A 17,060-nucleotide genomic window follows, 5' to 3' on the forward strand; every position below is an offset into this window, starting at 1 on the left:
GCCTGGCGGACTTCATCGAGATGACGGTTCTGCGGTTCGAGAAGGACCACAGGTTCAGGCTTCGGCTGCTGGCTGAGGCGGATGAGACACCACGAGAGACAGCACAACGGGTGAGGCGCGAGGCGTTCGTGACTGCCCAGAGGAGGACAGCGTAATGGCCGGCGAAACGATCATCACAGTGGTGGGCAACCTCACCGCTGACCCCGAGCTTCGGTACACGCAGAACGGCTTGCCGGTGGCGAACTTCACCATCGCGTCGACCCCGCGCTCGTTCGACAGGCAGGCGAACGAGTGGAAGGACGGTGACGCGCTGTTCCTGCGTGCGTCGTGCTGGCGGGAGTTCGCCGAGCACGTCGCCGGATCGCTCACGAAGGGCATGCGGGTGGTCGCTCAGGGGCGTCTCCGTCAGCGGTCGTATCAGGACCGCGACGGCAACAACCGCACGGCGGTCGAGCTGGAGGTCGATGAGATCGGCCCGAGTCTGCGGTACGCGACGGCGCAGGTCACTCGTGCTGCCCGGTCGGCTGACGCGCAGAAGGGGCCGGCGGCGCAGCCGGCAGAGCAGCCGTGGCCGGAGCCGTCCGCCGGGGAGCAGTGGGGAGCGTTCGGTGATGACACGCCGTTCTGAGCCGAAGCCGGACTGCCGTATCTGTCAGGGGCACGGGTTCTTCATGGTGTCCCGTGATCCTGACATCGATGCCGAGTGCGTGTGCACGGAGCCTGTTGAGCGGACGGCCGCGGAGCGGGTGGATGCGTTCGCCCGGAGTATTGGGGTGGATCTGATGCCGTGGCAGCGTGAGCTCGCGACGAGGCTCCTGGCCGGTGAGCACGCCACGCTCTCGGTGCTCGCCGTCGGCTGCCGTGGCGGCATGCGCACGGTCCGTCGAGTCGTTGAGGGGGCGCGCTATGTCTGATCGGGTGTGCATCCGCGGGTGCAAGCAGCGCGGCGTCCACTATGCGACGTGCGCTTGGTTCGGCATCGAGGATGGCCTGGTGTCGACGGTCGAGGCGTTGCCGAACGCGCCGGAGAAGTGCACGGGGTGTGCGGAGCGTCCGGCCCGTGACCAGGTGTTGATCTGTGATGGCTGCTACGGCCGCCTGCGGGGTCTGCTGTATGACGCGCCGGATCTGATCGGCCGGTTGCGGTCGTTGGCTGATCCGATGCGGGCGACCCCGTTGGATCAGCAGCCGTCGGGTCGGGGCGGTGCGGTGGAGCCGCCGGCGCCGGTCGATGCCGAGCTGTTAGATGCGCTCGATGATCTGGTCACGACGTGGGGTGCCTGGCAGGCGTTCACGCACCCGGACACGCTGGCCGGTGCGGTCGACCGGCTGTTGAACGATCACCAGCATGTGGAGGACCTCGGCGTCGGGTTCATGGATCGGCACGAGCTTGTCGATGGGATCCGTGAGTTCTGGTCGTTCGCGGATGCGCGGGCGAAGTGGGGTGCGGAGCGTCGGACGAAGGACGAGCCCGAGTGGGCTGACCCGGACGACTTGCTCGACCCGGTCTCGGATGCGCCGAGGCCGGTCGCTGAGCTGTCGGATCCGTTGCTGACCCGCCTGCAGGCGGAAGAGGTCGCGGGGACGGCTCGGACGTTGCAGCGGTGGCGGCAGAAGAACCTGGTCGCGCCGGTGCGGACGGTGACGATCGCGGGTGTGCGTACGGCGATGTTCCGGTTGTCGGATCTGGCGCGGGTGCGTGACGAGATGAAGACGAAGGTTGGGCGGCCGAGGTCGCTCGAGAAAGGTGCGACCGATGACTGACGAGCGGGCGCGCATCGTCGCAGAACTACGGTGGCTGGCCGACGCGCGCCAGGAGTATGTGACGGACACCTTCCCGCAGATCGAGCAGGAGGTCCGGACGGCCCGGCACCTCGCCGACATTCTCGAACGCAAGACACCGGTCGCAGACGGCGGGCAGGGCTTCGGGTGGCTGCCGTCCTGGCGCTGGGGCGAGTGGGATCAGATGGCGCTCCGTCGCCCCGTACAGGCCGAACCGACCGACGCGCAGGTGGAGGCCGCTTTGTGCGCCGCGATCGATGCGACCGAGCATCGTGACGACGGGATCACCTTCACCGCGATGCGCGCCGCTCTCAAGGCCGCGTTCACAACCAACCAGGACGAGATCCGATGAACGATGACCTGATGCGCCGAATGCGCGGGCACGTCGGATACGACCCCAAGCAGGTGCTCGCCAACCCGGAGAAGTACAACCGGGCTGAGCGCCGTGCGGCTGCGCGCGTGCTCGCGGAGAACGGACGGAAGGCGATCCAGTGAGCGACTACACGCCAACGACCCGTGAGGTTCGTGCTGCATTCGGGGCGATCTTCATCGAAGCGCGCCGGGAGCAGGCATACGCCGAGTTCGATCGCTGGCTTGCCGAGTACACCGCGGAGAAGCGCGCCGAGTGGGAAGCCGAACGCGAGACGGAGCCGAGCGAACAGGTCAATGCCGCGTTGGAGTTCCTACGGGTGGCGATCAACCAGCAGGGCATCGACAACATGGTCGGCCTGGCTGATTGGGAGCTTGTCGAGCTGATCGCGCAGGCGCCGTGCTTCGGGCTCACAGACCCCGAAAGCGAGGACTGAACGATGAGCTACGAGCCGGACTGGTACGACACCCACTGCCCGACGTGTGATGCGCCCGAGCCGACACACACGCCGACGTGCGCGGTCGTGCGCATCGGCACAGACCGCGAGGTTGGTTCCGGGGACACGCCGGGCTGACCTGCTGGAAACGTGTCGCTAGTTCTTGGTACGATTGCATCGCACCTGAACTGGGCCAAAGCCTCGCCGCTACCGGCGGGGCTTTCGTCGTTGGTGGGGGAGCCTCAGAGCGGAGGCGGTCATGTTCCGATGCCGGGAGTGTGGTCAGGAGTGGCCGTCAGAGCTTGTGGCTGAGGACTGCGGAGATCAGGACATCCTCGAAGCCGATGACCGTGCGAACGGGCGGCTGTTCCGATCGAACCGGGATATGTCGTGAGACTTGCCGCCGGCGTCGTGCTCGGCGCGACCGTGATGGTGCTGATGCATATCCTCGGCTGGCCGCTGATGGGTTGGCTGCTGACTCGCGTCCCGCCGCCTACTCACCCGGATAGCCGCCCGCGTTTCCGTAGGTGGGTGAACGGTGTCCCTGTCGAGAGCGGAGAGTGACGATGCCGAAGACGGTCACCATCCTCGTTCACGTTCTCACGGAGCCGGTCGCCGGTGAGTGCCCGGCTTGCTTGTTCGATGCGCTGCGCCGGGCTCACGGCTACCGGCTGAGCGTGCACGGTGTCACTCAGGTGTTCGATCGCATCTATTGCGGTCGGTGTGAGGGTGACCGGCGGCGGGAACCGTGAGCAAGCGCAAGCGCGGGAGCGTGGCGCACCGCGACAGGACCGAGTTCTTCGAAGAGGGCAAGCGGCTCGATGCCGACCCGGACACACGCGAACTCGCTAACTGCTGGCTGTGCCGGACGCGTATCGACTACGAGATGCCCGCCAACACGACATCGGACTCGCACAACCTCGATCACTACTTCCCAGTGTCCACGCACCCCGAGCTGCAGGACGACCCAGACAACTGGCGTCACTCGCACGCCTCGTGCAACCAATCGCGCGGCAAGGGTGATGCGAACGAGAACGGACTCGGGGAACCGATGCCTGAATGGTGGTGAGCGCGATGCCTGAGACGGAAGCCGAGCGTAGCGCCCGCCGCTATTCCGAGGGCGCGTGGGCGAACTCGCCACATGGGAGCGCGAGCAGGTACAACAAGGGCGGATGCCGCTGCGAGCATTGTCGCACTGAGGCGAATCGACGAAAGCGCGAACAGTACGCGCGGAGGCGCGCAGCTGGCGGTCAGTCGCAACCAGGGACGATTGCATGCGTTTGCCGCACATGCGGGACCGAGTTCAAATCGCGGAAGGCGCGATCATACTGCTCGCGAGAGTGCTACCGGAACGCGGTGGGGACCGCACCCGAGCACGACTGGTACATAAGCCGCGGATGGCGCCTGTTCATCTACGACCGCGACGGATGGCGATGCCAGTTGTGTGGTGACCCCGTCGACATGACTGCCGACACGCACGCGCCGACAGCGCCCACCCTCGACCACATCACGCCCCGCTCCCGTGGCGGCTCCGATGACCCAAAGAACCTGCGCCTGGCACACCGAGGGTGCAACGCCCGACGACAGTCCGCAGTGGACGAGTACGTTCCCTCACAGAGCTGACCAGCGTGGGCGGCGGCGTCGAGCCCGACGGCATCCCCAGTGCTTGCGATCCGCTGCCGCCCGCGCCCAATCACCCCCACCCCCTTCCAAAATCCAGGAAACGGGCGGGGGGCTGGACACCGCCCGGGGGAGTGTCGCTCCGTCCCCGCTAATTCGGCGACCTGGGGGTCGCGCGCGCGAGGAGGTGTGTGGTGACGCAGTTCGAGCAGCAGGGTGTGGTCGAGGCGCTGGAGCGGTCGATCAAGAACTCGAAGCATCTGCGTGCCCGGCATTCGGCGGCGATCGCTGCTGCGAGGGCGCTTGCTCGGAAGATCGACGCGTGGGATGTGATCGTCGAGTGGGCGCTTGATGATGCCGCGCAGTCGAAGGGTCGGCCTGCCGTGCCGGCGAACGACAACGTGTCGATCGCGAGCTTCTTGAAGTACCTGGATGCGCTCGGCTTGATGCCCGAGGACGAGGAGCCTGCCGCGACTCGTGGTCGCCCGGCGTCGCGCCCTCCGGCGGCTGGGTCGGTTCCTGCGCCGTCGTCGAACAAGGTTCTCGCGTTTCGGAAGAAGGCCGCGTCGGGGTAGCTCGGAGGGGTGAGGCATGGCGCGTGCGAAGTCTCTCCTGGGTCCCGCGTATCGGGCGGCGGTGGGCGCGGTGGTGCCGGCTGACGGTGTTCCGCAGTACGGGTTCACTGAACCGAGGATCGTCACGACGCCGCTGTGTGAGCTGACCCCGGAGACGTCGCGTGGGTTCGAGGTGATCGACTTCGCCCATGACGTGCTGAACGTGGTGTTGTTCCCGTGGGAGCGGGCGCTTCTGATTCGGATGCTGGAGCTCGACGCGTTCGGGCTGCTGCGGTTCCGGAAGGCGCTGGTCATAGTTGGCCGGCAGAACGGCAAGACGTTGATGGCCGCGGTGCTCGCCGCGTACTGGTTGTACGTCGATGCGGGTCGTTGGCCTCAGCAGCTTCCCGAGCAGAACTTCATCGTGGTCGGCGCGGCGCAGAAGCTCGACATCGCGATGAAGCCGTGGAAGCAGGTGCGCCGGTGGGGCGCGCCGGACGACCTCAAGGTCGGAATCGCGATCGATCGAGTGCCTGACCTGCAGGAGATCACATACCCGCCGCGGACGACGAACGGTGAGACCGAGCTGCGCACGCACAACGGCGCGGCCTACCTGCCTCGAACCTTCGATGGTGCGCGTGGCCAGTCGTCGGCTCGGCTGATCCTCGACGAGCTGCGCGAGCAGTACGACTATGAGGGCTGGTCGGCGATCGAGAAGTCCGCGAACGCGATGTACGACTCGCTGCTCGTGGCGTTCTCGAACGCCGGCACGAAGCGGTCGAAGGTGCTCAAGGGTGTGCGGGAGACGGCGCATGCCGGTGTCGATGATCCCGAGACGCAGTGGTTTGTCGCGGAGTGGTCGGCGGAGCAGGATGCGCCGCTGGATGACCCGCGGGCGTTCGCGCAGGCGAATCCGTCGGCCGGGTACCTGCCGGGCATGACGATCGCCGGGCTGATGCGCGCGGCCGCTGAGGCGCCGGAGAAGAACGTCGAACGGATCGAGGTTCTCGGCCAGTGGGTGACCGCGACGGTCGACAACTACATCGACACGGCAACGTGGAAGTCCCGGCACATGACGCCGGCGGACGTGCTGGCGATGATCCCGAAGGGCGCACGGACGGTCTGGTCGATCGACACGAGCCACGACAGGAAACGCAACTGGCTGGCCGCGGCGGTCTTCACCGAGAGCGGGAAGCCGTTCGTCACGATCCGGGTGAAGCGCCCCGGCTGGGCATGGGTGATTCCGTTCCTGATCGAGCTGGCGCAGCAGTCCGGACACCGCGAGGTTGCGCTGCAGTCCAAGGGTGTCCCCGCGTTGGACTTCCTCAAGCCGTTGCAGGATGCCGAGTTCGACGTCGATGGGCGGATGGAGAAGTTCATCGTGCACGCCGTCGACTGGTCGGCGTTCGCGCTCGCAACCGGGCGGATCAGTGACCGGGTGCGCGACGGCGACATCGTGCTGATCGAGCAGCCTGACGTCGACAAGGCCATCGAGGGCGCCGTCGTTCGGTCGTACGCCGAGAACATCGGCTGGTCGCGAGAGAAGTCACTTCCCGTGGATATCTCCGGTGTGTGCGCGATGACGCTCGCGCTCTACGCGCTGGAAGTGCTCGAACCCGAGCCTGACCCGGAGCCGGTGAAGCCACCGCCTGCGGCGGCTGTCGCGCGTGCTGACGCGGCGCCGTCTGAGCAGAACATCGCCCGCGTCGCATTCTGAGAGGAGGCCGCTCGTGCCAGACGAGATCGGATACGTGAAGGGCTCCCTGCCGGGGTGGAGCGACATCGCCGACGAGGCGCACGAGAAGAACCCGGATCTGCAGTGGCCGTTCTCGATCGAGAAGTACGACCAGATGCGTCGGGAGGACGCTCAGGTCGGGTCGGTGCTTCGCGCCGTGACCATGCCGATCCGTTCGGCGCGGTGGGAGCTCGACCCGGCGGGGGCACGCGACGAGGTCGTGAAGCAGATCGCTGAGGACCTCGGCCTGCCCGTGAAGGGTCAGGAGGAATCACCGCGCCCGCGCCGTGACCGCGGCAAGTTCTCGTGGGATGAGTTCCTGCGCCTCGCGCTGCTGGAGCTTGTGTTCGGGCACTCGGTGTTCGAGCAGGTGTATCGCATGGAGGGTGGTCGGGCCCGGCTCGGCAAGCTCGCCTGGCGGCCACCTCGCACGATCTCGAAGTTCGATGTCGCGAAGGACGGCGGGCTGGTCGCGATCGAGCAGCACGGCGCTTTCGGGCACACCAAGGTGCGCATCCCGGTCGACCGACTGGTGGTGTTCGTCAACGATCGCGAGGGCGCGAACTGGGTTGGACAGTCCCTGCTCCGGCAGGCGTACAAGCCGTGGCTGCTGAAAGACAAGCTGCTGCGCATCGAGGCGATGGTCGCCGAACGCAACGGACTCGGCGTGCCCGTCTACGAGGGCGCACCGCTACCGGACGCGATCGCGAAGGACACGGCCAAGGCCGAGAAGTGGCTTGCTGATCAGCGCGACGAGGGCCTCAAGCTGGCGAAGGACTTCCGCGCCGGGGAGGCTTCCGGTGCGTACCTTCCGCACGGGGCGAAGCTCACGTTGCAGGGAGTGCAGGGCAAGCTGCCCGACCTGAACACTCCGATCCGCCGGCACGATGAGCAGATCGCGCGCGCAGTGCTCGCGAACTTCCTCACCCTCGGCGGCGACGACTCGACCGGTTCCTACGCCCTCGGCGACACCTTCGTCGACTTCTTCACCGGCGCGCTGAACGCGATCTCGAAGCAGTTCGGGGACGTCACCCAGCAGCACGTCATCGAGGATCTCGTCGATCTGAACTGGGGACCGGATGAGCCGGCCCCGCGCCTGGTGCCCCCGCAGCTCGGCAAGGACGCACCGCTGACCGCGGAGGGCATCCGCGCGCTGATCGACTGCGGTGCGTTCAAGGCTGATGCCGAGCTCGAGAAGTACCTGCGGGCGCGGTTCGGCTTGCCGGCCCCTGCCTCCGGTCCCGGCGACGAGCCGACGGAAGACGACGCCGCCTCGGCGCGCAATGCCGCCGAGCTGACCAACGACGAGGCACGCGACCTCATCCGCCGAGCGGGAGCACACCTGGAGGGCAACGGCCCACCGCCAACACCCAAGGAAACCGAGGAGGCCGCATGAACCACATGCCCAAGGCGCTCGCCGCTGCACCGAAGGAGTGGTTTCGGTTCGCGGCCGTCGCGCAAGCAGCCGATGGGGCCACCAGCGCGGACGTCTACATCTACGACCAGATCGGTGAGAACTGGTGGGGAGGTGGCGTCTCGGCGAAGAAGTTCGCTGAGCAGATCGACGCGCTCGACGTCGACACGATCCGCCTGTTCCTGAACTCGCCCGGTGGTGCCGCCTGGGAAGGCCTGACGATCATGAACGCGCTCCGCCGACACCGGGCGCGCGTCGAGGTCACCGTCGACGGCCTGGCCGCGTCGGCGGCCTCGGTGATCACCATGGCAGGCGATCACATCACCATGAACCGCGGATCGATGCTCATGATCCACGACGCATGGGGCTTCGCGATCGGCAACGCCACCGACATGGAAGAGACCGCGGGGATCCTCGGCAAGCTCTCCGACTCGTACGCCGACTCATACGCGGCGCGCGCCGGTCACGATCGCGCGCACTGGCGAGAGCTGATGAAAGCCGAGACGTGGTTCTCCGCTGAGGAGGCCGTCGACGCCGGCCTCGCTGACACCTGGGACGACGCCGACGACGCCGCTGATGCGGCGGCACGGTTCGATCTCTCGACGTTCGGCTTCGCGTACGCGGGCCGTGCACATGCGCCGGCGCCGCCGGTTGCTGTCATCAAGACCCCCGACTCGACCGAGCCGGGCGGAACCAACCGAAAGGAGAACGTCGTGGCAAACGACGACTTCAAGGCTGGCCTCATCGAGCGGCTCGGCATGACCGATGCCGACGCTTCGGACGAGGCGGTCCTGGCCGCTCTCGACGAGACGCTCGCCGAGCAGGCCGATCCCACCCCCGCCGCACAGCTGCCGGAGGGCGTCGTCGCGATCGACGCGACCGCGCTCGCTGAGCTGCGGTCCCAGGCTGCGCAGGGCGTTCAGGCGCTCGCTGCGCAGACGAAGGACCGCCGCGAGCGCATCATCAGCGACGCGCTGGCCAGTGGCCGCATCACGCCGGCCTCCAAGGACGGTTTCCGTGAGCTGCTCGATGCCGACGAGGAGCGTACCGTGAAGGCGCTCGCCGCGATGGTGCCCAACACCGTTCCGGTCGCCGAGGTCGGACACGCCGTCGGCGAGGTGTCGGCGGATGACGCGCTCTACGCGGCCGCGTGGGGCACCGACGAGAAGGAGGCCTGAGATGGCTGACTACCTGCCCAAGTTCAAGCCCGGCCAGGCTGTGACCCTCACCGCTGGTGCGACCGCCGTCGTCGGTGGCCGACTCGTCGAGGTGTCCACCGCGAGTGCGGTGATCCCGGCGACCGCCGATTCCGCGAAGGTAGTCGGCGTCGCCGGCTTCGACGCGGCAACCGGCGAGTCCGTCACCGTCTACACCCGCCCGAGCGGCGTTCACCGTCTGGTGGCGTCCGCCGCGATCGCTGTCGGCGCGAAGGTCATCGCCGCCGCCGACGGCAAGGTCGCGACCATCGGCGCGGGCACCAACCCGGTGGGCATCGCACTCACCGCCGCAACCGACGACCTGGACGTCATCGACGTCCTGTTCATCTGAAAGGAGTGACGAGCACATGGCTTCGTACACGTACCCGGTGAAGCACCCCGAGGGGACGCTCTCCACCGAGCAGCTGCACACGCTGCTCGCCAACCCGCGTCTGATCGCCAAGCGCCTGCACGACCTGACGCAGATGAAGTTCATCGCGGACTTCCTGCTGCAGGCACGGTTCGACGCGTCCGGCGGCGGCATCTTCTACGAGTCGGGCGAAGAGGCGTTCGCCGCCGACGACCCCGAGTCGATCACACCGCTCGGCGAGTACCCGAAGGTCGTCCTCGAATCGGGCGAGGTCGTGTCGGCCCGCACCGTGAAGTGGGGCCTTGACACGATCATCTCGGACGAGAAGATCAAGCGTCAGGGCATCTCGTTCGTGAACAAGGGCATGACCCGCCTCGGCAACACGATCGTGCGTCACGTGGACTCCGTCGCGATGGCTGTCATCGCCGCGAAGGTCACCAGCACCTTCGCCTCGCCGTCCACCTGGACGACCGCGGGCAAGGCTGTCGAGGCGGTCATGTCGATCCAGGCGACGCGCGCGGCGCTCGGCCTCGGCATCGACCTGTCGACGATCGTGCTCACGCCGGCGCAGTACGCCAAGGTCATCGGTCTGCTGATCGATGACAAGGCGCTGCCGCGTGAGTCCGGCGCGACGGCCGTGCAGGGCAACATCCCGGTCGACGCGCTCGGCCTGACCTGGGCGGCTTCGCCGAACTACACCGGGACCAGCCCGCTCCTGGTCGACCGTGAGCAGCTCGGCGGCATGGCCGACGAGCCCCTCGGTGGCCCCGGCTACGTCGGCGCCGGCAAGGTCGGTATCGAGGCGAAGTCGATCCGCAACGACGACGACGACAGCTACACGCTGCGTGGCCGTCGCGTGACGGTTCCCGTCGTCACCGAGCCGCTCGCCGGTGTCCAGCTGACGAACACGGGGCTGTGATGACTGCCGAGCAGACCGCCGAGCAGAAGGCCGCCGCCGCGAAGGCAGCGGAAGAGCAGGCGGCAGCCGAGCAGGCCAAGAAGGACGCCGAGGCGAAGGCCGCCGCCGAGGCGAAGGCCAAGGCCGCGCAGAAGCCGGCCGCGAAGCCGAACGGCCTCAAGGTCGTCGGAGCCGCGGTCGTGCTGCGCGCCGACGACGGCAGCGAACGGTACCTGTACCGTGGCGCAACCGTCGACGCGGCCGCGTTCTCGAAGGACAGCATCAAGCACGCCATCGCGGTCGGTCTGATCGCGAAGGCCTGAGACAGGGGGCGATGGATATGCCGATCACACCAGCCGATATCGGCGGCGACGAGGATACAGCTCGGCGGCTCCTCGTGCTGGCGCGATCCATCGCCCCCTGCATCGACTCGTTCGCCGACAACAGCGAACCGAAGAAGGATGCGGTAGCAGTCCTGCGAGGCGTGCTCGCTGAGCAGCCTGCCGCGGGCTCGCGTCGCACCCGGTCGGTGTCCCGCAACGGCACGTCGATGAGCTTCGCCGACGTCGAGTCCGCGTTCGATACGGATGCTCGGCAGGCTTTGCGGTCGCTGTGCGGTTCGGCGTCGTCGGGCGGGCACCCGGTGGGGAGCTTCCCCACGGCCCGCCCGTTCGCGAACGTCTGGCCGGAAGGTGAATATACCTAGGAGCGGTCGCCGACGTTGTTCGAGAACACGCGATTGCGCGCTTCGATGATCGCCGAGGCCGCTTGATCGATCGTGTCGAACCGGCCTACGTGGATAGTTCGACCTTCGTGGGTGAGCTTCGCGCGCCAGCGCGAGGTCTGGGAGTCCCACGTGACGCCCCGGACACCAGAAGAGTTCCCGCTGTAGCCGGATCTCGCGAGGTTCTCCATGTTCTGCTTGTTCGTGGTCGGGACGAGGTGATCTGGCCGGACGCACGCCCGATTGCGGCAGTGGTGGTCAAGCATCACGCTGTCGGCGAGGTTGCCGTATTCGAGTTCATACGCGAGGCGGTGAGCTCGAACCACGCGGTCACCTACGCGGATCTGTCCGTAGCCGTTGCGCGTAGAGCCCGTCCAGAACCAGCAATCTGTGGTGCGGCTCGTGTAGGCCTCCAGGCGTTCTGCTGGTGTGCCACTCGTGAGGCGTCGTATCGGTGTTAGCTGCCCGTTTCGACGCTGCTGGGCGTAGTGCGAATCGCACAGCCCGAGAGACCTCATCGGGCGATCACACGAAGAGAAAGAGCAGGTGGCCTTCATGGATACATGTTATCAACCGGTAGGTGGTTCCTCGTGAGCTTCCCGGAGTTGCTCTTCTTCCCGAACACGGTCAAGGTGCGCGACTACCGGGCCGGCGGTGGCCTGGGCGGCAGCTACGGCGAGCCGCGCACACTGCCCGCCGAGGTGATCGACGTGCAGGAGCTCGTCCGCAACGCGGCCGGGCAGGAGGTCGTTTCCTCCACTCGGGTCACGGTGCATCTGGATGCGAACGTGCCGCTCGGGTCGCTCGTGACCGTCTGGTCGCAGCAGCTCGGGGCGGAGCGTGAGGCCGAGGTGCTTCGGGTCGGGCGGGACGAGAACCCGCCACCGTTGCCGTCTCACCTGATCCTCTGGCTCAAGTAGGGAGGTCACTGTGGCTGAACTCAAGCCGATCCTGTCGATGGTCGAGAAGGCCGCGCAGGATGCCATGCGGAAGTCGGCCCGGAAGGTGCTGAAGCGGTCGAATGAACTCGCTCCGCGCGACGACGGCGACCTGATCAAGTCGGGCCGTGTGCGGGTCGATGACCTGTCGGTGACGTTGCAGTACACGGCACCGCATGCCGCGCTGCAGCACGAGCGCCTCGACTGGGCGCACGCTGACGGCGGGGGAGCGAAGTTCCTGGAGCTGGCATCCGACGAGATCGACATCGCCGCCGACGTCGCCGACGCGGTGAGGCGGGCTCTTGATGGATGACGAGACACTGACCCGGCGTCTGTGCGCGATCGTCGGCGCTGTGCCGTCGTTCGCGTGGCACCCGGACGGGACGCCCTATCCGGCATCCGCGATAGGGGTCTTCTACGGCGCGGTCGGGGATACCCCGGATCGCGCTGTCGGCATCCGCGTCTACAACGCGATCGACGCCCCTGACCTGCTGTCCCGGCGGGTGCAGTTTCACATCCGCGGTGGCCGGCGTCAGCCGTTCGGCGCGGACCGCATCGCGAACGTCCTGTTCGCCGTGCTGCATGGCCGTGTCCGCGGTGACGGGCTGGCCACGGTTCAACGCACATCTGCCGCGCCGCTTGGTGCGGACAGCAACGGCCGCGAAGAGCGGACCGACAGCTACCTCATCACTCTCGACAACCTGGAGGCTCAATCATGAGTAACCGCGTCCCTCTTCCCGCTGGCACTGTCCTGGGGAAGTCCTACGAGTACGGTCTCGACGTCAACCTCGGAACGTACGCGAACCCCGATTGGCAGAGCGTGCGCCGCATGAGCGCATGGCAGCCGTCCTACCCCGGAACGACCACCGATGTGTCGACCTACGACGACCTCGGGTCGGCGAACGAAGACGTCACCGGTCGCAGCTTCGCCGCGTCCCTCACCGTTCAGGGCAACCGTGCCCTGTCCACGGGCCTGTACTTGCCCGAGCTGGAGGCGATGGTCGCCGCGGCCAAGGGCAAGGGCGAGGGCGCCGTCCTCGACGTGCGCTGGTACCACAAGCCCGAACTCGGCACCCCGAACCCGGACGACGCCGGCCGCTCGTACGTGACGGTGGAGATCACCCGATCGAACACCGACAACACCGGCATCGAGGTCAAGTCGATCACGCTGACCGGCAAGGGCGAGTTCGAGCAGATCCCCAACCCGTTCCAGGGCTGGGGCGCGACGGCGCCGACCATCCAGGGCATCACCCCGTCGGGTGCGATCTCGGGCGAGATGGTCACGATCAACGGCGCCGGGTTCCTCGACGCATCGTCGGTCACCTTCGACGCAATCGAAGCTGGCGACTTCCAGGTCATCAACGGGGCGACGATCGTCGCGCTGCTGCCGACCGACACCGCCGGCGAGGTGCCTGTCGTCGTCAGCACGCCCGGTGGCGTCTCGGCCGCGTACACCTACACGCGCGGGGCGTGACTGGTGGGTACCGCACCTGACTTCGCGGCGTGGGCGGTGCCCGATCTCGTCATCCCGCTGGGTGGCCGGACCTACACGGTCCAGCCGCCCAGCGTGGGCGACATGGGGAAGCTGCTCGCGTGCGCGGTGCGTGGCGAGGTGAACCTGAAGCTCGTGAAGGGGCCGATCCCCGACGAGGTGCAGGAGATCCTCGACACGATCGGCCCGGGCGAGCACCCGGCTCTGGGGGATACCTACGCGCAGATGGTTGCCGACGGGCTGCACCCGACCACCATCGACCGGATGGCGTACTACGCGATCTTCTACTGGGCCCGCGGCAAGGAGTACGCCGACGCGCTCGCGACGCTGCTTTTCACGCCGCGTGACCTCGACGCCGACTCTGACGAGAGCGAGGGGGAGCCCGACCCAAAAGGCTCGTGACGGCCGCCGACTACGCCCGCTGGGGCATCGGTGAGCCGGATGAGGACGGCTGGTACCCCGATTACCGGCCGATCCCGCAGAACCTCAAGCCCGCCCACGACGGCCCGTCCGCGCCGTCGGAGGCGCCGCAGGTGGATACGTCGTGGCTGGCGATCGTGGAGCACTGGCGGATTGTCGTCGCCGACCTCGCTCGCGAGTTCCACGTCGACGTGTACGACGCCGCCGTGCGGGCGCGCCCGTGGCCGGGCGTGCGCACGATGATCTTCGCTCTCCTCGAATCGCCGACCAGGCTGCGGGAGGCGCTCACCCGGAGGTGACACCACATGGCGCTCAAGGTCGCTGAGCTGGAGATGCTCTTCACCGCCAACACCGACCCGGTGGCGAAGGCGGAAAAGCAGGTCATCGCGACGGCGAAGAAGATCGAGTCGAAGCCGGTGAAGATCGACGCCGACGCCAAGCCCGCACTCGACGGGATGGATCGCGTCGAGAACGCCGCGAAGCAGCTCGTGTCGAAGGACACCGCGCTCAAGCTTGACGCCGACATCTCCCGTGCCGAGAAGAGCCTGGAGCGCACGAAGCAGCGTCTCGAAGACCTGCAGGTGCGTGCGCTCGGTGGCCTCGACGTGACCGCCGATGTGAAGCGTGCTGAGGCGCAGCTGAACCGCACCCAGCGGACGCTGGACGGACTCGTCAAGGCGCGCAACGTCATCGAGGTGCAGGCCGACACGTCGGATGCCGAGAGCGCGCTCGATGGTGTCTCCGATGCCGCGGGGGAAGCCGGTGAGGATTCTGGCGAGGAGTTCGGCAAGAGCGTCCTCGCAGCGCTCGCGACGATCCCGATCGCGGGTGCCGTGATCGGGATTGGTGTCGCTGCGGGCAAGGCGCTGATCGACGGACTCAACGACGGCTTGCAGATCGAGGTCGGATTCGACCGCCTCGAGGCGCTCACCGGGATCAGTGAGGCCGCCGCGTTGCGGCTGGGCCGCGCGGCCGGTGAGTCGTACGCGAACAACTTCGGCGACTCGATCGAGTCGAACATGGACACGACCAGACTCGCCCTGCAGTTCGACATCATCGACGAGAAGGCCACGACCCGCGACGCGCAGAAGGTCGTCGAGGGACTGTCGGGAATCGCCGACGTTCTCGGCGAGGACGTGCAGCCGGTCGCGCGGGCCGTGACGACGATGCTCCGCACGGGGCTCGCGAAGTCCGCCGATGAGGCGTTCGACATTCTCGCGGCCGGCGCCCGCAACGGTGTGAACGTCGCAGAGGACCTCCTCGACACGCTCACCGAGTACCCGACCCACTTCCGCGACCTTGGCCTGTCCGGCGAGGAAGCGCTCGGCCTGCTGAATCAGGGCCTCAACGCCGGCGCCCGCGACTCGGACAAGGTCGCTGACGCGCTCAAGGAACTCACCGTCCGGGTGAAGGACGTCGGCGACGAAGCATCGAACGGTGCACTCGCTGAGCTCGGCCTCGACGCCGAGGAGATGGCGCGCGCGTTCGCCGAGGGCGGTCCTGCAGCTCGGGAAGGTCTGGAGCACATCCTGACCGGGTTGCAGGACGTCGAGGATCCGGCAGAGCGGAGCCGGCTGGCTCTGGCGCTGTTCGGGACGCAGTCGGAGGACATGGCTCAGGCGCTCGGTGCGCTGGACCTGTCGACGGCCGTCGCGCAGCTCGACGGGGTGGAGGGCGCCGCGCAGCGGATGTTCGACACTCTCACGGACAACGACGCATCGAAGATCCAGCGCGCGCAGCGGAACATCGAGGTCGCTATGGACGGCATCAAGGGTGCGCTCGCGGGTGCGTTCTCGGAGCCGCTCGGTGACCTTGCGGACTGGGTGTCCAGTAACCGTGGCCCGCTGTTGCAGTTCTTCTCTGACCTGGTCAATGGCGCGATCGACTTCGGCATCACCGCCAACGAGTCGTTCGGGTCGTTTGTCTCGGGTCCGCTGGCCGACATCGTCGACGGCATGAAGCACGTCATCAAGATCATGAATCCGTTCGCTGACACCTCCGATCTTGAGAACTTCATCGATGGCATGCGCGATTTCGAGGAACAGACCGACGTGGTCACCGAGGGACTCGAAGGGATGCGCGACAAGTTCAACGGCTTCGCCGAGGGGCAGATCGCGCTCGGGCACCTCAATGATGCGTCGCTGCGCACGGTCGATGCGATCTCCAAGGTGGGGGTCGCCGCTGACGGCACGAAGCTGTCTCTGTCGGGCGTGGACACGGCGAATCTCGCCGCGTCGGAGTCCGGTGCGCAGCTGAAGGCGCAGCTTGATGCGTCGGTGCAGGCGTTCGAGTCGGAGATCGAGACCGCACGCATCGCGGGGGAGTCGCAGGAGAACCTCACCGATCGGTACAACTCCACGCGGGATGCGCTCATCGAGCAGATGACCGCGATGGGGTTGACCGAGGAGCAGGCTCAGTCGCTCATCGACACGGTGCTGACGACGCCGGAGGAGATGGAGACGGAGTTCTCATCCAACGCGAACTCTGAACGCGCGAAGGTCGAGCGGCTCGGGTACAAGATCGAGACGCTGCCGGATGGAAGCTCGGTGATCACCGCGCACACATCCGGTGCGCAGCGCGCCGTCGACAGCTTCATCATCCGCAACAACGGGCGCGAGATCCGGGTGCGGGTCGCCGCTGACGGCGGGTCGATCAACATGGGCTCGTACCGGGTGGATCAGGCCGCGGGCGGGCTCGTCGAGTTCATGGCGGCCGGGGGACTGCGCGGTCTGAACCCGATGGCGCCGCTCGCTCAGACCGTGCCGCCGAACACCTGGCGGGTGGTCGGTGATCGGTCTGACGTGCCCGAGGCGTACATCCCGTTGGACGGGTCGGCGCGGTCGATGGCGATTCTCATGGAGACGATCCGCCGGATGCCGGGGCTGATGCCGATGGCCGACGGTGGCGTCTTGGGCAGTGGCTCGGCGCCGTCGCCGCAGTTTGTAGGGCTACAGATCGGTGGCCGGTTGGCGCTAGATGCTGACGGTTTCGTGCGGCTGATTGGTGAAGTGCTGAGCACCGAGCTGCCGTCAGCCGGTCAGGTGGCTTCCGAGCTGCCGTTCCACTAGCCCGCTTGTTCGTAGGGGGTCAGCCCATCAGGGCTGGCCCCCT

24 protein-coding genes are annotated in these 17,060 nt (G+C 67.3%); 23 read left to right on the forward strand and 1 reads right to left on the reverse strand.

Going from position 1 to position 17,060, the window contains the following annotated elements; translation table 11 throughout:
* Positions 1–154 precede the first annotated feature (154 nt).
* The 16 genes from PTQ19_RS07065 to PTQ19_RS07135 all read left to right on the forward strand — a co-directional run bounded on the left by PTQ19_RS07065 (position 155) and on the right by PTQ19_RS07135 (position 11,081).
* A complete protein-coding gene (locus PTQ19_RS07065) occupies positions 155–628 on the forward strand; it encodes a single-stranded DNA-binding protein (RefSeq protein WP_274368942.1) in 474 nt (157 codons plus the stop codon).
* On the forward strand, positions 612–914 hold the full coding sequence (locus PTQ19_RS07070) for a hypothetical protein (protein ID WP_274368943.1): 303 nt from the start codon (positions 612–614) through the stop codon (positions 912–914). Before PTQ19_RS07065 ends, PTQ19_RS07070 begins: the two co-directional genes overlap by 17 nt.
* Positions 907–1,764, forward strand: coding sequence for a hypothetical protein (locus PTQ19_RS07075; RefSeq protein WP_274368944.1), 858 nt, complete (start codon positions 907–909; stop codon positions 1,762–1,764). The genes PTQ19_RS07070 and PTQ19_RS07075 overlap by 8 nt, the downstream gene beginning before the upstream one ends.
* The gene (locus PTQ19_RS07080) at positions 1,757–2,134 is read left to right on the forward strand and encodes a hypothetical protein (RefSeq protein WP_274368945.1); all 378 of its coding nucleotides are present in this window, start codon (positions 1,757–1,759) and stop codon (positions 2,132–2,134) included. Before PTQ19_RS07075 ends, PTQ19_RS07080 begins: the two co-directional genes overlap by 8 nt.
* Positions 2,131–2,277 (forward strand): hypothetical protein, encoded by a 147-nt coding sequence (locus tag PTQ19_RS07085; protein WP_274368946.1) that lies wholly within the window; start codon positions 2,131–2,133, stop codon positions 2,275–2,277. The genes PTQ19_RS07080 and PTQ19_RS07085 overlap by 4 nt, the downstream gene beginning before the upstream one ends.
* Positions 2,274–2,588 (forward strand): hypothetical protein, encoded by a 315-nt coding sequence (locus PTQ19_RS07090; RefSeq protein WP_274368947.1) that lies wholly within the window; start codon positions 2,274–2,276, stop codon positions 2,586–2,588. Before PTQ19_RS07085 ends, PTQ19_RS07090 begins: the two co-directional genes overlap by 4 nt.
* Before the next feature lie 748 nt (positions 2,589–3,336).
* Positions 3,337–3,657, forward strand: coding sequence for an HNH endonuclease (locus tag PTQ19_RS07095; protein ID WP_274368948.1), 321 nt, complete (start codon positions 3,337–3,339; stop codon positions 3,655–3,657).
* Between the two features lie 5 nt (positions 3,658–3,662).
* Positions 3,663–4,211, forward strand: coding sequence for an HNH endonuclease (locus PTQ19_RS15375; protein ID WP_425313196.1), 549 nt, complete (start codon positions 3,663–3,665; stop codon positions 4,209–4,211).
* Between the two features lie 191 nt (positions 4,212–4,402).
* The gene (locus tag PTQ19_RS07100; protein ID WP_274368949.1) at positions 4,403–4,783 is read left to right on the forward strand and encodes a terminase small subunit; all 381 of its coding nucleotides are present in this window, start codon (positions 4,403–4,405) and stop codon (positions 4,781–4,783) included.
* Positions 4,784–4,799: 16 nt separating this feature from the next.
* The gene (locus tag PTQ19_RS07105; RefSeq protein WP_274368950.1) at positions 4,800–6,479 is read left to right on the forward strand and encodes a terminase large subunit; all 1,680 of its coding nucleotides are present in this window, start codon (positions 4,800–4,802) and stop codon (positions 6,477–6,479) included.
* A gap of 13 nt (positions 6,480–6,492) precedes the next feature.
* Complete coding sequence (locus PTQ19_RS07110) at positions 6,493–7,893, forward strand: phage portal protein family protein (RefSeq protein ID WP_274368951.1); 1,401 nt, start codon at positions 6,493–6,495, stop codon at positions 7,891–7,893.
* Positions 7,890–9,089, forward strand: coding sequence for a head maturation protease, ClpP-related (locus PTQ19_RS07115; protein WP_274368952.1), 1,200 nt, complete (start codon positions 7,890–7,892; stop codon positions 9,087–9,089). Before PTQ19_RS07110 ends, PTQ19_RS07115 begins: the two co-directional genes overlap by 4 nt.
* A gap of 1 nt (position 9,090) precedes the next feature.
* Positions 9,091–9,459 (forward strand): DUF2190 family protein, encoded by a 369-nt coding sequence (locus tag PTQ19_RS07120; RefSeq protein ID WP_206549744.1) that lies wholly within the window; start codon positions 9,091–9,093, stop codon positions 9,457–9,459.
* Positions 9,460–9,475: 16 nt separating this feature from the next.
* Complete coding sequence (locus tag PTQ19_RS07125; protein ID WP_274368953.1) at positions 9,476–10,396, forward strand: hypothetical protein; 921 nt, start codon at positions 9,476–9,478, stop codon at positions 10,394–10,396.
* The gene (locus tag PTQ19_RS07130) at positions 10,396–10,698 is read left to right on the forward strand and encodes a hypothetical protein (protein WP_274368954.1); all 303 of its coding nucleotides are present in this window, start codon (positions 10,396–10,398) and stop codon (positions 10,696–10,698) included. The genes PTQ19_RS07125 and PTQ19_RS07130 overlap by 1 nt, the downstream gene beginning before the upstream one ends.
* Before the next feature lie 17 nt (positions 10,699–10,715).
* Positions 10,716–11,081, forward strand: a complete 366-nt coding sequence (locus PTQ19_RS07135) for a hypothetical protein (RefSeq protein WP_274368955.1) — start codon at positions 10,716–10,718, stop codon at positions 11,079–11,081.
* On the opposite strand, the gene PTQ19_RS07140 is transcribed toward PTQ19_RS07135, so the two are convergent.
* The gene (locus PTQ19_RS07140; RefSeq protein ID WP_274368956.1) at positions 11,078–11,656 is read right to left on the reverse strand and encodes an HNH endonuclease signature motif containing protein; all 579 of its coding nucleotides are present in this window, start codon (positions 11,654–11,656) and stop codon (positions 11,078–11,080) included. The genes PTQ19_RS07135 and PTQ19_RS07140 overlap by 4 nt on opposite strands.
* Positions 11,657–11,689: 33 nt before the next feature.
* On the opposite strand from PTQ19_RS07140, the gene PTQ19_RS07145 reads away from it, so the two are divergent.
* From PTQ19_RS07145 to PTQ19_RS07175, 7 genes are read left to right on the forward strand one after another with little or no spacing between them, the layout of a single operon-like run.
* Positions 11,690–12,019, forward strand: coding sequence for a hypothetical protein (locus PTQ19_RS07145; RefSeq protein WP_274368957.1), 330 nt, complete (start codon positions 11,690–11,692; stop codon positions 12,017–12,019).
* A gap of 10 nt (positions 12,020–12,029) precedes the next feature.
* Positions 12,030–12,350 (forward strand): hypothetical protein, encoded by a 321-nt coding sequence (locus tag PTQ19_RS07150; protein WP_274368958.1) that lies wholly within the window; start codon positions 12,030–12,032, stop codon positions 12,348–12,350.
* Complete coding sequence (locus PTQ19_RS07155) at positions 12,343–12,756, forward strand: minor capsid protein (protein WP_274368959.1); 414 nt, start codon at positions 12,343–12,345, stop codon at positions 12,754–12,756. Before PTQ19_RS07150 ends, PTQ19_RS07155 begins: the two co-directional genes overlap by 8 nt.
* The gene (locus PTQ19_RS07160; protein ID WP_274368960.1) at positions 12,753–13,511 is read left to right on the forward strand and encodes a phage tail tube protein; all 759 of its coding nucleotides are present in this window, start codon (positions 12,753–12,755) and stop codon (positions 13,509–13,511) included. Before PTQ19_RS07155 ends, PTQ19_RS07160 begins: the two co-directional genes overlap by 4 nt.
* Positions 13,512–13,514: 3 nt before the next feature.
* Positions 13,515–13,931 carry a DUF7426 family protein gene (locus PTQ19_RS07165; protein ID WP_274368961.1) on the forward strand — a complete coding sequence of 139 codons (417 nt, stop codon included), beginning with the start codon at positions 13,515–13,517 and terminating at the stop codon, positions 13,929–13,931.
* Positions 13,928–14,248 (forward strand): hypothetical protein, encoded by a 321-nt coding sequence (locus PTQ19_RS07170; RefSeq protein ID WP_274368962.1) that lies wholly within the window; start codon positions 13,928–13,930, stop codon positions 14,246–14,248. Before PTQ19_RS07165 ends, PTQ19_RS07170 begins: the two co-directional genes overlap by 4 nt.
* A gap of 6 nt (positions 14,249–14,254) precedes the next feature.
* Positions 14,255–17,017 (forward strand): phage tail tape measure protein, encoded by a 2,763-nt coding sequence (locus PTQ19_RS07175; protein ID WP_274368963.1) that lies wholly within the window; start codon positions 14,255–14,257, stop codon positions 17,015–17,017.
* Positions 17,018–17,060: the final 43 nt, after the last annotated feature.

This window comes from Microbacterium esteraromaticum (assembly GCF_028747645.1).
Lineage (GTDB): Bacteria > Actinomycetota > Actinomycetes > Actinomycetales > Microbacteriaceae > Microbacterium > Microbacterium esteraromaticum_C.